Origin of the sequence: Deinococcus aquaedulcis, from assembly GCF_019693445.1 — a bacterium.
In the GTDB taxonomy this organism is placed as follows: domain Bacteria; phylum Deinococcota; class Deinococci; order Deinococcales; family Deinococcaceae; genus Deinococcus; species Deinococcus aquaedulcis.
Genome location: NZ_JAHRBL010000009.1, coordinates 1 through 13,492, shown reverse-complemented (window position 1 = coordinate 13,492; position 13,492 = coordinate 1). Strand labels below are relative to the sequence as shown.

General features: G+C 66.7%; 17 protein-coding genes. 2 read left to right on the top strand and 15 right to left on the bottom strand.

Translation table 11 applies throughout. From position 1 onward, the window contains the following. Positions 1–108 precede the first annotated feature (108 nt). The 13 genes from carA to KMW22_RS11595 all read right to left on the bottom strand — a co-directional run bounded on the left by carA (position 109) and on the right by KMW22_RS11595 (position 10,742). Positions 109–1,293 carry a glutamine-hydrolyzing carbamoyl-phosphate synthase small subunit gene (gene carA / locus KMW22_RS11655; RefSeq protein ID WP_221090221.1) on the bottom strand — a complete coding sequence of 395 codons (1,185 nt, stop codon included), beginning with the start codon at positions 1,291–1,293 and terminating at the stop codon, positions 109–111. Between the two features lie 83 nt (positions 1,294–1,376). Next, the gene (locus tag KMW22_RS11650; protein WP_235692890.1) at positions 1,377–3,050 is read right to left on the bottom strand and encodes a hypothetical protein; all 1,674 of its coding nucleotides are present in this window, start codon (positions 3,048–3,050) and stop codon (positions 1,377–1,379) included. A 50-nt stretch (positions 3,051–3,100) separates the two neighbouring features. Further along, the gene (locus tag KMW22_RS11645; RefSeq protein ID WP_221090220.1) at positions 3,101–3,628 is read right to left on the bottom strand and encodes an N-acetyltransferase; all 528 of its coding nucleotides are present in this window, start codon (positions 3,626–3,628) and stop codon (positions 3,101–3,103) included. A 91-nt stretch (positions 3,629–3,719) separates the two neighbouring features. Then, positions 3,720–4,172, bottom strand: coding sequence for a GNAT family N-acetyltransferase (locus KMW22_RS11640; RefSeq protein WP_221090219.1), 453 nt, complete (start codon positions 4,170–4,172; stop codon positions 3,720–3,722). 114 nt (positions 4,173–4,286) lie between these two features. Beyond that, entirely contained in the window at positions 4,287–4,772 is a 486-nt protein-coding gene (locus tag KMW22_RS11635) for a GNAT family N-acetyltransferase (protein WP_221090218.1), read from the bottom strand. A gap of 53 nt (positions 4,773–4,825) precedes the next feature. Further along, positions 4,826–5,329, bottom strand: a complete 504-nt coding sequence (locus tag KMW22_RS11630; RefSeq protein ID WP_235692889.1) for an HIT family protein — start codon at positions 5,327–5,329, stop codon at positions 4,826–4,828. Next, positions 5,304–6,698, bottom strand: coding sequence for an argininosuccinate lyase (gene argH / locus KMW22_RS11625; protein WP_221090216.1), 1,395 nt, complete (start codon positions 6,696–6,698; stop codon positions 5,304–5,306). Before argH ends, KMW22_RS11630 begins: the two co-directional genes overlap by 26 nt. Beyond that, positions 6,695–7,330, bottom strand: a complete 636-nt coding sequence (locus tag KMW22_RS11620; protein WP_221090215.1) for an SMI1/KNR4 family protein — start codon at positions 7,328–7,330, stop codon at positions 6,695–6,697. The genes argH and KMW22_RS11620 overlap by 4 nt, the downstream gene beginning before the upstream one ends. Then, on the bottom strand, positions 7,327–7,803 hold the full coding sequence (locus tag KMW22_RS11615) for a GNAT family N-acetyltransferase (RefSeq protein WP_328774678.1): 477 nt from the start codon (positions 7,801–7,803) through the stop codon (positions 7,327–7,329). Before KMW22_RS11615 ends, KMW22_RS11620 begins: the two co-directional genes overlap by 4 nt. Next, positions 7,800–8,285: a GNAT family N-acetyltransferase gene (locus KMW22_RS11610; RefSeq protein WP_221090214.1), complete on the bottom strand. Its 486-nt coding sequence runs from the start codon at positions 8,283–8,285 to the stop codon at positions 7,800–7,802. Before KMW22_RS11610 ends, KMW22_RS11615 begins: the two co-directional genes overlap by 4 nt. Continuing rightward, on the bottom strand, positions 8,282–8,722 hold the full coding sequence (locus tag KMW22_RS11605) for a DinB family protein (RefSeq protein ID WP_221090213.1): 441 nt from the start codon (positions 8,720–8,722) through the stop codon (positions 8,282–8,284). The genes KMW22_RS11610 and KMW22_RS11605 overlap by 4 nt, the downstream gene beginning before the upstream one ends. A 2-nt stretch (positions 8,723–8,724) precedes the next feature. Then, a complete protein-coding gene (locus tag KMW22_RS11600; RefSeq protein ID WP_221090212.1) occupies positions 8,725–9,969 on the bottom strand; it encodes an argininosuccinate synthase in 1,245 nt (414 codons plus the stop codon). Between the two features lie 302 nt (positions 9,970–10,271). Further along, entirely contained in the window at positions 10,272–10,742 is a 471-nt protein-coding gene (locus KMW22_RS11595) for a hypothetical protein (protein ID WP_221090211.1), read from the bottom strand. Between the two features lie 264 nt (positions 10,743–11,006). On the opposite strand from KMW22_RS11595, the gene KMW22_RS11590 reads away from it, so the two are divergent. Together KMW22_RS11590 and KMW22_RS11585 are read left to right on the top strand one after the other, a co-directional pair. Then, a complete protein-coding gene (locus KMW22_RS11590) occupies positions 11,007–12,104 on the top strand; it encodes a GGDEF domain-containing protein (RefSeq protein WP_221090210.1) in 1,098 nt (365 codons plus the stop codon). Positions 12,105–12,170: 66 nt separating this feature from the next. Further along, the gene (locus tag KMW22_RS11585; protein WP_328774677.1) at positions 12,171–12,788 is read left to right on the top strand and encodes a LysE/ArgO family amino acid transporter; all 618 of its coding nucleotides are present in this window, start codon (positions 12,171–12,173) and stop codon (positions 12,786–12,788) included. On the opposite strand, the gene KMW22_RS11580 is transcribed toward KMW22_RS11585, so the two are convergent. Beyond that, positions 12,774–12,965, bottom strand: a complete 192-nt coding sequence (locus tag KMW22_RS11580; protein WP_221090209.1) for a hypothetical protein — start codon at positions 12,963–12,965, stop codon at positions 12,774–12,776. The genes KMW22_RS11585 and KMW22_RS11580 overlap by 15 nt on opposite strands. A 63-nt stretch (positions 12,966–13,028) precedes the next feature. Continuing rightward, on the bottom strand, positions 13,029–13,492 hold a 464-nt coding region (locus tag KMW22_RS11575), incomplete at its 5' end, for a transposase (protein WP_221090208.1).

Here is a 13,492-nt window from a genome sequence, read left to right as displayed (position 1 = left end):
GCAAGCGAGGGTTCAGAGTACTGACACCTTCATGTCTGACTCAGGCGTCACTATGAACTTTCTCACTCCGTACGTCCACCCGTATCATCCCGGGCGTGGGGGGGGTTGTCAAACCCCAAGGCGGCCGGATGACGCTTTGGCAATGGGGGTACCAGTTCCCCCATCAAAGGCGTCTATCTCTTCTATAAAGCGGTCAAAGAGGTAGCGGCTGTCGTGCGGGCCTGGGCTGGCTTCCGGGTGGTACTGCACCGAAAACACCGGGTAGCGCGCGTGTGCCATGCCCTCCAGGGTGCCGTCGTTCAGGTTCACATGGGTGGCCACAAAGGCCCCATTGGGAATCGAATCAATGTCCACGGCGTATCCGTGGTTCTGTGACGTGATCTCCACATTGCCCGTTAACAGATTCTTCACGGGCTGGTTGCCGCCCCGGTGGCCGAACTTCATCTTGAAGGTCTTGCCGCCCGCCGCGAGCCCCAGAATCTGGTGGCCCAGGCAGATGCCGAAGGTGGGCAGCAGGCCCATCAGTTCCCAGGCGGTCTTGTGGGCGTATTCCAGCGGGGCCGGATCGCCGGGGCCGTTGGACAGAAACAGGCCGTGCGGCTGCAGCGCCATGATCTGCGCCGGGGTGGTGTGGGCCGGCACCACAATGGGCTCAATACCCACCTCGGCCAGCCGCTCGATGATGGTGTGCTTGATCCCGAAGTCCATCAGGACCACGCGCTTGCCGTGCCGCAGGGTGGGAAAGGCGTAGGGCAGGGCGGTGGTGACCTCGCGGGTCATGTCGTGCCCATCAATGTCCTGGTGGTCACGGGCGCGCTGCACATACACCTGTTCCTCGGCGGGGGTGAATTCGCCGTAGGAATCTTCGGGGTGGGTGTAGGAGCGGTGGGCGATCACGCCCTTGACCACGCCGCCTTCGCGCAGGCGCCGCACCAGCGCGCGGGTGTCAATGCCCTGAATGGACACCACGCCGTACTGCTGCATAAAGGCTTCCAGAGACTGCTGGGCGCGGTGGTTGGAGTACTCGCCCGAGAACTCGCGCGAGATAAAGCCGCGCACGTAGGGCTTGTTGCTCTCCATGTCGTAGATCGCCACGCCGTAGTTGCCCACATGCGGGTAGGTGATCGTCACGATCTGCCCGTTGTACGAGGGATCGGTCATGATCTCCTGGTAGCCAGTCATGGAGGTGTTGAACACCACCTCGCCCACGGTTTCGCCCCGGTGCCCGAAGGCGTAGCCCCGGTACACGGTGCCGTCTTCCAGGGCCAGGATGGCCCGCTCTTTTCTAATCATGTGTGTCCCTCCATTCGCGCCTCGCTGGACGCGTTTCATGGCCGGGCGCCGCGCGGTCCATCCTGGCTTGCCCAGTCACGGGTTTACCAGCGGTAGCGCACGCTCGCCTTGCCGATGATGACATTCCCGGTCACGCTGCGCTGTGAGGTCATGCCGTCAAAGCGGTTGATAAGGTCGGCCGCCGCGTTCATGGCCGGGGCCAGCAGTTCTTCCAGTTCCTCGTCCTGCATCTCGGCCGGCAGGCTGCCCATCAGGTCCTTGCCGCTCAGGGCGGGCAGGTCTGGGGTAAAGCCGAAGCCCGCGTTGCCCGTCAGGCCCGCGCCCTGGAAGGCCGCGCTTTGGCCCAGGGTGGCGCCGCCTTCGCGCAGGGCCGCGCGCAGGGCCTCGTCGCTCCAGGCGGTCACGAGGTAGCCGTCGCGGAAGCCGTAGACCATCTTCATGCCGGCCAGCAGGGTATCGAGCTGCTTGAAGCTCTCGCCCATCATGCCCAGGCCGGCCAGCCCCGCGCCGCCCAGTTCGGCCATCATGTCCTCGTCCATGTCGGCCATGACGCGCTTCATGGTCTGGTCCTGCACGTCCTTCAGGCTGGCACGCACGCCCTGGATCGCGGCGTTCACGCTGCGGGCGTACTCGGGCAGATGGGCCTCGGCCGCCGCCTGATCGGTCACGCGCTGGTAGCTCACGCTGTAGCGCAGGCTGGCCAGAGGGTCATTCTGGTTCAGGCTGGCCTTGGTGCCGCCCGCCAGGGTCACCTGCGCGCATTCGCCGCCCAAGTACCCCCCCGAACGCTCCAGGTGACTGGCGAGCTGGCTGTCCGTGAGGAAACCAAAGGGCTCGAACAGGTCCACGCGGGTGAGCCAGCGGCCCAGGTAGGCGCCGGATTCGGGGGCGCAGGCGGTGGCCTGCACGGCTTCGGCGGTGGCCGGAATGATGTCCTGCACCTCAAAGTCGCTGGTGGCCGTCAGCAGGCGGCGCAGCGGGGCGTCCTTGCCCTCGGGGTTGACCACCTGGGCCGAGGAGGTGCTCAGGCCGCTGGCGGTGGTGGTGAAGCCTCCGGCCACCTGTCCCAGCGTGTCAATCGCGTCCACCACGGGCGAGAGCAGGCGGGGCAGAAACACCTGCGACAGCTGCGAGCGGATCACCTTGGCGGCGGCGCTGAAGTTGGCGTACAGGCCCAGTTCATTGGCGCCCGCCGCGCGGGTGGCCGCCGCATACGGCGCCGAGGTCGCCAGGGTGGGCGCCGCCTTGCCGCTCAGGCGCCCCAGGTACGACATCAGCAGCGCCTTGTCGGTGGACACGTACAGCAGCCCCCCGCCCTGGCCCACGAACGCGTCGCCGTCGCGGGTGAAGGTGAAGTTACCCACCCGCGCGGTGGCCTTTTTGCCCGTGAACATCTCGCGCGACAGTTCACCCGCGCGGGCTACGGCCAGCAGTTCGGGGGTAAAGGTGCCGCCCTTGCCCTGCACCGCGAACACGCCGGCCACACCCTCGCGGCCCAGCAGGTCGGTAGCGATGGCCTGGAAGCCGCTCACCATCTCGGCCGGGCCGTCCTCACCCAGGTCGGCGGCGGCCAGCACGCGGTTCAGGGCCCCGCCAAAGCGCTGCAGGGCAGGCGCGGCATTCTTCGTTTCCAGCGTCAGCAGGGCGCCGGCGGGCAGCGAGGCGCTCAGCGGCTTCTGGGCCGTCTGGGCGCCAGCAGCCCCGGCGAGGCTGAGGGCAAGGGTCGTCAGTGAGAACAGGGTGACAGTTCGCTTCATGTCACCCATCGTAACTGGCCACCGGTCAGCGGCAGGCCGCAGATGCCCGCTCACGACAGCGCCTTGAACATGGCGATCTCGTTGCAGTTTTCAAAAAAGGCGCAACGCTGGCACTCTGACCACACCTTGGGGTGCAGATTCGTCTTGTCTATGCGGACAAAACCGCACTTTTCAAAGAAGCCCTGCTGGTAGGTCCAGGCAAACAGAGCAGGGAGGTCTATCGCACGGGCCTCGGCCTCGCAGGCTTCGACGAGCTGCTTGCCCAGCCCCCGGCCCTGCATGTTCGGGTGAATGGCCAGCCCGCGCACCTCGGCCAGGTCGGGAGCCAGCAGATGCAGACCGCACACGCCTGCCAGCCCGCCGGGCTTGCCCTCGTGGGCCTCGGCCACCACCAGATGAAAATCCCGGATGGTTTCCGCCAGCAGGGCGCGGGACCGCACCAGCATCAGCCCCCGCGCCGCCCAGTAGCCGATGAGTTCGTGGATCGCCTCGATGTCCGAGAGCCTGGCCTTGCGCGTGGCCAGCGGCGCCTGCGGATGCAGGTCCGGAACAGCGATGGAATCGAGGGCAAGGGTCATTGGGGCCCCTTTGGGGCCGGAACTGGGGAGTGGAGTCTGGGAAGTGGAAGAGCTGTTTCCACTGCCCACTGCCCACTCACCACTAACGGTCTTACCCCAGCGTGCGCATCCAGGTCGTGCCGCCGGGGCGCTCGCCGCGCGCGCGGTAGGCCTGAATCTGGGGTGCGTCGGGGATGTCGCCCATCACCACGGCCAGGGGCACCTGCTGAAAGCCGAAGTTGCTCCAGTCGCCGCCCTTGGAAAACAGGTACAGGGTGCGGTCGCCCCGGCCCTGGGCGTATTCCAGCGCGCTCATGATGAGCCGCCGCCCCAGGCCGCCGCCCCGGGCTTCCGGCAACACGGCCGCGCCACGCAGCAGCGAGGCCCCGTGACCGTGTTCCAGGCCAATGGCCCCCACCGGCTGCCCGCCGCGTTCCATCACCCAGTACGTGGTGCCCTCGGCCAGGGCGGCGTCGGTGTCCAGGCCCGCTTCGTGAAAGACGCGGCAGACAGTGTCCTTGTCGGTGGGGCTGGCCAGTCGAATCTGAACGCTGGAATCGGTCATGGAATGCTCCTTGTGAACGAGACTCGGCCGGGGTCACGGGGACCGCCGGAAAACAGGGGTTGTGCGTGGCGGCAGCATAGCGCAAAGCCCTGTGGAAGCGGTGCCGGGTCTGGGTCACACCTCCTCTCCCCCACCGGGCTGCACGTCCAGTCGCCAGGCCTGCTCGTCGTGAATCCAGCCTTTGGTGAGCCCGCTGCGCACCTGCGGGGCGCCGGGCAGCGCGGCGCTGATCTCGGCGGCGGTCACCGGCACGAAGCCAAAGCGGCGCCAGTAATCGCCCGCTTCCTCACTGAACAGGTACACCTGCCCGTCGCCGCGCAGGGTGGCGTGGGTCAGCGCGCTGCGCACCAGCGCGCGGCCCAGGCCCTGCGAGCGGGCCTCTGGCAGCACGGCGGTGGACCGGATCAGGCTGACCCCCTCGCCGTGTTCCAGGCCAATGCAGCCGCCGGGGGTGCCGTTCAGGTCGGCAATCCAGTAGGTGCTGCCTTCGGGCGTGACGCTGGAGGTGTGCAGTCCGCAGCGGGTGAGCAGGTCCAGAATGGTGGAAAAGTCTTCAGGCTGCGCCTGGCGCAGTTTGACGTGCATATCGGTCAGGGTCATGGGTGACTCCGGGGGTGGGGCAGGGGGCGGGTGGGGACGGGCGGCGGGCAGCGTCATCGTCGTTCCTGATCGGCCCTGGCCGCCGCTTTGAGGAAGTACCGCACCCCCGCCCCCGCCGAGGCGTCCGTGGCCCAGCGCGGAATGACGTGCAGGTGCACATGGGGAATGTGCTGCCCGCCCGCCGGGTACACGTTCCAGCCCACGGTGTAGCCGTCGGGCTTCACGGTGGCGTCCAGGTGCGCCCGGACCTCGGCCAGCAGGGCATGGACGGCGCTGGCTTCGGCAGGGGTCAGGTCAAAGACCGTCTCACAGGGCCGCTTGGTCACGATTAATCCCGAATAAGGCAGGCCATCGAAGTACCGCGAATTTTGTGTGTAGACACACAGCTCGTTCTCCAACAGCACTTCCCCTTCTCCAAAGTCGGCGCGGGTACTGTGTGGGTTTTCATGGGGATGAGCCAACCAATGCGCCCATTCTTTTTCCCTCTCTCGCAGTTGACTGCCATCCAGTGTGATGGTGATATCCACGTCCTTACTCCTCCAGGGCCCGGCGGGCATTCTGAATCGCCACCCGGACCTGTTCGGGCGCTGTGCCCCCAAAACTGGCGCGGCCCCGCACGCTCTCTTCGACGGTCAGTTTGCCCGCCACCTCCGCGCTCAGCAGCGGGTGGGCGGCCTTCAGTTCGGCGTCGGTCAGATCCCACAGCTGGCGCCCGGAGCGGCTGGCCAGCCCCACCAGGCCGCCCACCACCTCGTGCGCCTCGCGGAAGGGCACACCCGCGCGGGCCAGGAAATCGGCCACATCGGTGGCGGTGGAGTAGCCCCGGGCGGCGGCGGCGCGGGTGACGTCTGCGTGCCAGACCGTTTTCGGCAGCATGTCGGCGTACAGCCGCAGGACAATGCTGAGGGTGTCGTAAGAGTCGAACACGCCTTCTTTGTCTTCCTGCAGGTCCTTGTTGTAGGCCAGCGGCGTGCCCTTGACCACCGTCAGCAGGCCCATCAGGTTGCCAAACAGGCGCCCGGCCTTGCCCCGGGCCAACTCGGACACGTCCGGATTCTTCTTCTGCGGCATGATGCTTGAGCCCGTGGTGTGGCTGTCGGGCAGCGTCAGAAAGCCGAATTCAAAGGTGGAGTACAGAATCAGTTCTTCCGAAAGGCGGGAGAGATGCGCCCCCAGAATCGCGCCGGCGCTCAGGAATTCCAGCGCGAAATCGCGGCTGCCCACGCCGTCCAGGCTGTTGGCGGTGGGGCGGGCAAAACCCAGCGCGGCGGCGGTGGCGTGCCGGTCAATGGGCCACGGCGTACCCGCCAGCGCCGAGGACCCCAGCGGCGACTCGTCCATGCGCGCGGCGGCGTCGCGCAGGCGGCCCTCGTCGCGTTCCAGCATCGCCACGTAGGCCATGAACCAGTGCGAGAGCAGAATGGGCTGCGCCACCTGCAGGTGGGTGTAGCCGGGCAGAATGACCTCACCCGGCAGGTGCTTTTCGGCTTCGGCGAGCATCACCACGCGGAGGTGACGGGTCAGGTCGGCCAGCTTCAGCGCGGCTTCCTTGGTGAACAGGCGGAAATCCACCGCCACCTGATCGTTGCGGCTGCGCGCGGTGTGCAGCTTGCCCGCCACAGGCCCAATGCGGTCACGCAGGGCGGCTTCCACATTCATGTGCACGTCTTCGCGGTCCAGGCGCCACTCGAAGCTGCCCGCGCGGATATCGGCCAGGACGGCCTGAAGCCCAGCCGTAATCTGCGCGACTTCCTCGGCACTCAGAATGCCCACCTGCCCCAGCATCGCCACATGGGCCAGCGAGCCCTGAATGTCCTGCTCGGCAAGGCGCTGGTCGAAGCCGACAGAAGCGTTGAACAGTTCCACGAGGCCATCGGTGGCTTCAGCGAAACGGCCGCCCCAGAGTTTTTTATCGTGTTGGGTCACGCTCTTCCCCTCAAATCTTTAAGTATCCGGCTCACAGCGTTCTCGTAGTACGAAGAGAATTCAGCTATGGCGCCTTGCCACGTGGTGGGCACGATCCCACAATCGGCTGCCCGATTGTCTTCCCAAAGTTGATTTCGTCCTGGCCCCGAAACGACGAGCTGGCGGAAATAGCCACATCCTATGTCTTCAATCCTGAGAGAACCAGAAAGGTGGAAGTCATCGAAATACCAGTCCATCCAGTGCTCGACATTCCTCTTATCCGGCTCTCCAGGTTGCAGCTGGACGGATGTATCATCAATATCAGGAGTCCACGCTATAACATGCGGGAAATCGGCCGTCTTATTCCCAACGCTGTATTTCAAAACCTCTTCCAAGGGAAGAATTTGACCTATTTGATAGTTATTTGAAGAAAAGCCGTTGCCAAATTCAGTCAGGAAGTGTGCATAACTATCTGGGAGTTCGATCCCCATCTGCTCTTGAATCTGAAACAGTGCTTCCTTGTGCAAGCGTGGTTCGACCTGCAAAAAGCTCCCTGCTCCTTTCAATCTTTGGTGGGGCTCGCAACCACGTAGCGCAGCAATCGCTTCCAGTTCTATCCGAAGAAGGCGCCACACCTCTTTCCCCTGACTCATGGCATCTGCCCCCCGCGCACCTCTTTCACCAGCACCATCGGCGGCGGGCTGGCCGGGTGGGCGTGGGCATACGGCTCATTGCTGGGCCCGTAGCCCAGGCGCTCGTAAAACGGCAGCACGTCTAGGTTGTACTGGCTGACGGCCAGCAGCACCCGCGCGTAGCCACCCCTGCGCGCCACCTGCTCCACCTCGCGCACCAGCGCCCGGCCCAGCCCCTGCCCACGCGCCTGCGGGCGGGTGGCGAGTTTGTTCAGGGTCAAGGTGGCCTCGCCGTCCGGGCGGTAGCCCACGCAGCCCAGAGCCTCGCCCCCCTCGCCCAGCGCCAGAAACCCGCCTGCGCCCGGCATGAACAACGACCGCGTCAGATCGGCGGGCGTGGTGCGGCTCCAGCTGCTGCGGGGGTCCATGCCGGCCGCCATCATCACGGCGTGAAAGGCGGCAATGTCGTCGGGGTTCACTGGGCGCAGGGTCACGGCGCGGCCCCCAGGGTCAGGCGCAGTTCGGGGTGGGGGCTCTCCACGAAGCCCAGGCGCTCGTAAATGGGGCGGCCCTGGGCCGAGGCGTGCAGGGTCACGGTGCGCAGCCCCCGCCCCTGCACCTCGGCCAGCACCGCGCGCATTAGGGCCTCGGCCACGCCCTGACGGCGGCCCTGGGGGGCCACATACACGTTCAGGACATAGGCGCGCAGGGTCGTGGGGTCCTCGGCGGTGGGGGGCTTGGGGTGAAACATCAGCCCCGCGCCGCCCAGAGGCTGCCCAGCCTGTTCGGCCACCCAGCCCACGTAGTCGCCGCTCGCCAGCGCGCCGCGCAGCCAATCGGTCCACAGGCCCAGTTGCGCCTGCGCCGCGTCGGCCGTCAGGTCGCCCATATCCACGAACATCTGCGCGCGCTGGGCGGCCAGCACCGGGGCGTCGTCCGGCCCGGCCTGTCGAATAGCCCAACCGGGGGACGTCATGGCCCCACCCGCCCAGGAATCTGGGCGAGGTGGTGCAACTGGTGGGCCACGTAGTCTTCGGTCAAAAAGCGCAGGGTCACTGGCTCGCCGCCGCCAATCTGCACCGTGTGGCCCAGGCTGGCGGGGGGCAGCGCGGCGATCAGGTGCGCCAGCTGCGTCTGGTACGCCGCCCACAGCTCGACCAGGTCCGCCCAGGGGCGCGCGGCGTACGCGCCGGCCTGCACCCAGGCGGTCTGGTCGTAGCCCGGCAGGCTCAGGCCGCTGTCCAGGCTGACCCGCACAAAGCGGGCGTGGTTGTTCACGCCAGAATCCAGCAGGTGCCCCAGAATCTCCTTGGCGCTCCAGACCTCCGGAGCGGCCTTGTGCGACGCCTGGGCCTCGCTGATCGCCCTCAGCGCGCCCAGGTGGCTCTGCACAACCTCGGCCAAGCCTGCCATCCTCAGACCTGGGCGGGCTCTTGGTCGGGCTGCTCTGCCTTGGCGGCCACGCGCGCCTGCACCCGCATGCGCAGAGCATTGAGCTTGATGAAGGCGCCGGCATCGTGCTGGTTGTAGTCGCCGCCCGCTTCAAAGGACACGAGGTCCTTGTCGTACAGGCTCTGCGGCGCCTTGCGACCCACGACCGTGCAACTGCCCTTGTACAGCTTCAGGCGCGCGGTGCCGGTCACGCGGCTGGCCACATGGTCAAAGTACACCTGCAGGGCCTCGCGTTCGGGGGCGAACCAGAAGCCGTTGTAGACCAGTTCGGCGTACTTGGGCGACAGCTGGTCGCGCTGGTGCAGCACCTCGCGGTCCAGGGTCAGGCTCTCCACAGCGCGGCGAGCGTGGTACAGCAGGGTGCCGCCGGGCGTTTCGTACACGCCCCGGCTCTTCATACCCACGAAGCGGTTTTCCACGAGGTCCAGGCGGCCCACGCCGTGCTTGCCCCCCAATTCATTGGCCTTCTGCAACAGCGCGGCAGGCGACAGCGCTTCACCGTTGATCGCCACCGGGTTCCCGCCCTGAAACTCCACTTCCACGTATTCGGGCTCGTCGGGGGCCTGCTGGGGGTCGGCGGTCAGCCTGAACATGTGCGCGGGCGGCTCAGCCCAGGGGTCTTCCAGAATGCCGCCCTCATAGGAGATATGCAGCAGGTTGGCGTCGGTGCTCCAGGGGTCCTTCTTGGTGGTGGGCACCGGAATGCCGTGCTCGTGGGCAAAGGCTTCCAGATCGGCGCGGCCCTGGAACGACCAGTCGCGCCAGGGCGCCACCGTCACGATGTCGGGCTTCAGGGCGTAAGCGGTCATCTCGAAGCGCACCTGATCGTTGCCCTTGCCGGTAGCCCCGTGCGACACGGCCACGGCGCCTTCTTTCTGGGCAATCTCGACCATCTTCTTGGCAATCAGCGGGCGGGCAATAGAGGTGCCCAGCAGGTAAAAGCCCTCATAGAGCGCGCTGGTGCGGAACATGGGAAAGACGTAGTCGCGCACGAACTCCTCGCGCAGGTCCAGGGCATAGGCGGCCACGGCGCCGGTGTTCAGCGCCTTGACCCGAGCTTCTTCAACTTCGTCGCCCTGGCCCAGGTCGGCGGTGAAGCACACCACGTCGTAGTTCTGCTCGGTCTGGAGCCACTTCAGAATGATGGAGGTGTCCAGGCCGCCGCTATAGGCCAGCACGATCTTGTCCCGCTGCTGTTCGTTTGCCATGTGGTGATTGTCTCCTGTTTGTGTGAAGGGCGCGCAATATGACGCCCGGCGAGACCACGCCGCTCTGAACGTCCCCAGAATGGAGAGGGGCGTTCAGGCAGGGTCAACGTCGGGCGGGCAGGGTGTGCATGGTGTCCATCTGTATGGATATGCGTTAACGACGCATAGCTATGCACAGAGGGTAGCAAGGGGGAGGGGGACGGTCAAGCGCGCTGTCCAGGCGGGAGGTGCGGCGGGCGGCCGGCACAGCCGCAAAAAGACCCAGCACGGTGGCTGGGTCTTTCGGGGGTTCAGCTGGGAGGTCAGGGCAGGCGGTAGTTCAGGCCAATGCGCGCATTGCCCGCAGGCGTCACGCCCCCGCCCGTGCCCACGGTCACCTTCACACCCAGGCTGCCTTCCACGAAGATGCTCAGGGGCGGGGTCACGTTGTAGCGCAGGCCCAGAATGCCCTGGGGGGTCAGGCTGAGGCTGGAGCCTGCACCCAGGCCCACATCGGCGCCCAGGCCAATGCCGTAGTAGGGGTTCAGGCCGCCCAGCGCAGCGTCGTTGGCGTTGAAATCGGCCAGGTAGTCCACGCTGCCGCCCACCGAGAGGCGGTTGTAATTGAAGTTGGTGGCATTCAGGTTGAGGCTGTAGCGCATGGCAGAGCTGCCTGTCAGGTCGTTTTGCAGGTGCAGGCTGACCCCGGAGCCCACCGAGGCACCCACCGAGGTGGCGGCGGCAGCGGTCGAGACGGCACTCAGGGCGAGCAGGCCAAGCAGGGTCTTCTTCATGCCCCGCAGCATAGAGGCGCGGCTCACAGTTTCGGGTGGCCCGAGTCTGGGCAATTCTGCAGGCGCGCTTGGTCAAACCTTAAGAAAAGCCGGACCTGTGCCGTGAGAATTTACACGGGCCCGGGTGAGGCCCTTGTCAGGGCCCCCGCGCTAGAGTGCCTGCATGTGCCCCAACCCCCCCCCGGTGGGTCGGCGGTCTGGTGCGTGCGCCCTTCCCGGCCTTGCCCGGTGCAGCCTGTGCAGCGCGGCGGTCCCGGAGGCCCCATGACGCCCCTCGCCCAGCGCTGGCAGCGTGCCCTGCGCCCCCCCTCCCCCGATACAGCTGAATTTGCCTACCGGCGCGGCGGCCTGCTGGCCCTGCTGGCCTGCGGCGTGTTTGTCAGCGCTTTTACCCTGCTGGCAGAAGTAGGCGACGATTTCAGCGACACCGACCGGCTGGCCCTCACCGTGATCATCCTGAAAAACGTGGGCTTCATGGTGTGGCTGTGGCGCCGGCCCCGTCACTTTCTGGCCATTGGCCTGACCGAACTGCTGCTGGAAATTGTGGCGGCCATTTACCGGTTGCATGTCACGCTGCACAGTCCGCCCAGCATGAACGGGCTGGGCGGCTACGCCCCCTGGATGATCGTGACCTATCTGGCGGCGTTTCTGGTGCTGCCCACCCGCGCGGCGCTGGGGGTCAGTCTGGTGCAGTTCGGGGGCCTGCTGCTGGTGGGGCTGGGGTTCAGCCTGGACCCGCGCAGTCATCCGGTGCTGCGCGCGGCGCTGGGCAATACCCTGGTGCAGACCTATCTGGTGCACGCCACGTTTATTGCCTTTCTGGCCCTGCAGCAGCGGCTGCTTCAGCATTACATCCAGGCGCTGGTGAACGCCCGCCACGAAGCCACTCTGGCCCGCCAGGACGCCCTGACCGGGCTGCCCAACCGCCGCCAGCTGACCACCTGGCTGGAAGACGCCCTGCCGCATGTGAGCCACCAGCCGCTGAGCGTGGTGCTGTTTGACCTGGACCACTTCAAGCGCGTGAACGACACCTACGGCCACGACGTGGGCGACCAGACCCTGCAGCGTGTGGGGCAGGTGCTGCGCCGCTGCGTACGCCAGCGCGACCGCGCCGGGCGCTGGGGCGGCGAGGAATTCCTGATTCTGGTGGACGGCAACGCCGCCGCCGCCCTGATGGTGGCCGAGCGACTGCGCGAGGCGCTGAGCCAGGACGGTCACCCCCAGGTGGGCCCGGTGACCATCAGCTGCGGGGTGGCACAGGCGACCATCCACGAACCGCTGGACCTGCTGCTGCGCCGCGCCGACGAGGCCCTGTACCGCGCCAAGCACGCCGGGCGCAACACGGTGAAACTGGCCGCTTAAGGGCCGCGCCCTGTCTGGAGCGGCTGGCCCTTCCGCCGTCCTGCCCTGCCCGCTACCCTGCCGGGCGTGCCCCCTTTCTTCCGTGGCCTGCTGCTGGGCCTGTCCCTGATCGTGGCGATTGGCCCGCAGAACGCCTTTGTGCTGCGCGCGGGCCTCACCCGGCAGCGGGCCCTGCTCTCGGCGCTGGCCTGCGCCCTGTGCGACACGGCCCTGATTGCCGCTGGCGTGCTGGGCGTGGGTGGTCTGCTGGCCCGCAGCCCGGGACTGGTGCTGGCGGGCACGCTGGGCGGCGCGGCTTTTCTGACGTGGTACGGCCTGCGAGCGCTGCGCTCAGCCTGGGTGGGGGGTGGGCCGGGGTTAGAGGCGACGGGGGAAGCCCCCCTGACCGCCCGGCAGGTGATTGGCACCGCTGTGGGCTTCAGCCTGCTCAATCCGCACGCCCTGCTGGACACGGTGGTGCTGATCGGCGGGGCCAGCGCCGGGCTGGGCACGGGTGCCCGTCTGGCGTTTCTGGGCGGCACCGTGCTGGCGTCGTGGCTGTGGTTTTTCGCGTTGGCCCTGGCCGGGCGCACCCTGGCCCCGCTGATGGCCCGGCCCCAGGCGTGGCGGGTGCTGGACACCCTGATCGGCGTGACGCTGCTGCTCACGGCGGCAGGCTTGCTGCTGGGGTTACGGGGACAGTAGCGAGAGGCCCGAGCCCGCTTCCAGCCCCCCGATGGCCTCCAGAACAGCGGCCCAGTCGGTCGGGTCAGTGGCCGGAGGTGGGGGAAACAGGGTGGCCTGGTGCTGCTGCCACAACGCGGTCAGCTCGGCGGCGCTCAGGCGGCCCAGTGCAGCGACCTCCTGCAGGCGTTCACCCATCGCCCCGTTCAGCCGGGCGCGGAAATCCGCTACCTCATACGAAAATGAAGTAAAGATTGGACATTACGCATTGGGAAGCCAGTGGAAGTACGTCGTGCGCGAAACCAGAGCTTCTTGGGTCATCAGCCAAGCACATCGCTCGTCAACGGCCGCGAGCAACTCAGCTCGGCTGTCCCAGGCGCGATTGACCAATCCCGCTTTGATCGGCGGCCACAGATGCTCTGCTGGCATCAGTTCTGGCGTGTAGGGCAGAGAAAACATCAGTTCAATGCCTTCAGGACAGATCACTCTTTGACTGCGGTGCCACCCGGCATTGTCGACATAGAGAATGATATGGGCCTCGTTGTGGGGATCAACGCGCGCTTTGAAGAGTTGCAGCGCGGCATTGAAGGAGGCCACGTCGACGCTGTCGAACCGGAGCAGGTCGCAGCGTCCCGTCCAAGGATGGACGAAGCCGTACACGTACAGCCAGGAATACCCGTTGCTGTGGGGAACGCGCTGGCGTTCCCCGCTCTTCATCCAGGTGG

Bases quoted from the DNA above. Each gene is read 5' to 3' on its own strand.
- carA (WP_221090221.1), bottom strand. From the start codon at position 1,293: ATGATTAGAAAAGAGCGGGCCATCCTGGCCCTGGAAGACGGCACCGTG.
- KMW22_RS11650 (WP_235692890.1), bottom strand. From the start codon at position 3,050: ATGAAGCGAACTGTCACCCTGTTCTCACTGACGACCCTTGCCCTCAGC.
- KMW22_RS11645 (WP_221090220.1), bottom strand. From the start codon at position 3,628: ATGACCCTTGCCCTCGATTCCATCGCTGTTCCGGACCTGCATCCGCAG.
- KMW22_RS11640 (WP_221090219.1), bottom strand. From the start codon at position 4,172: ATGACCGATTCCAGCGTTCAGATTCGACTGGCCAGCCCCACCGACAAG.
- KMW22_RS11635 (WP_221090218.1), bottom strand. From the start codon at position 4,772: ATGACCCTGACCGATATGCACGTCAAACTGCGCCAGGCGCAGCCTGAA.
- KMW22_RS11630 (WP_235692889.1), bottom strand. From the start codon at position 5,329: ATGCCCGCCGGGCCCTGGAGGAGTAAGGACGTGGATATCACCATCACA.
- KMW22_RS11620 (WP_221090215.1), bottom strand. From the start codon at position 7,330: ATGAGTCAGGGGAAAGAGGTGTGGCGCCTTCTTCGGATAGAACTGGAA.
- KMW22_RS11610 (WP_221090214.1), bottom strand. From the start codon at position 8,285: ATGACGTCCCCCGGTTGGGCTATTCGACAGGCCGGGCCGGACGACGCC.
- KMW22_RS11605 (WP_221090213.1), bottom strand. From the start codon at position 8,722: ATGGCAGGCTTGGCCGAGGTTGTGCAGAGCCACCTGGGCGCGCTGAGG.
- KMW22_RS11600 (WP_221090212.1), bottom strand. From the start codon at position 9,969: ATGGCAAACGAACAGCAGCGGGACAAGATCGTGCTGGCCTATAGCGGC.
- KMW22_RS11595 (WP_221090211.1), bottom strand. From the start codon at position 10,742: ATGAAGAAGACCCTGCTTGGCCTGCTCGCCCTGAGTGCCGTCTCGACC.
- KMW22_RS11590 (WP_221090210.1), top strand. From the start codon at position 11,007: ATGACGCCCCTCGCCCAGCGCTGGCAGCGTGCCCTGCGCCCCCCCTCC.
- KMW22_RS11580 (WP_221090209.1), bottom strand. From the start codon at position 12,965: ATGGGTGAACGCCTGCAGGAGGTCGCTGCACTGGGCCGCCTGAGCGCC.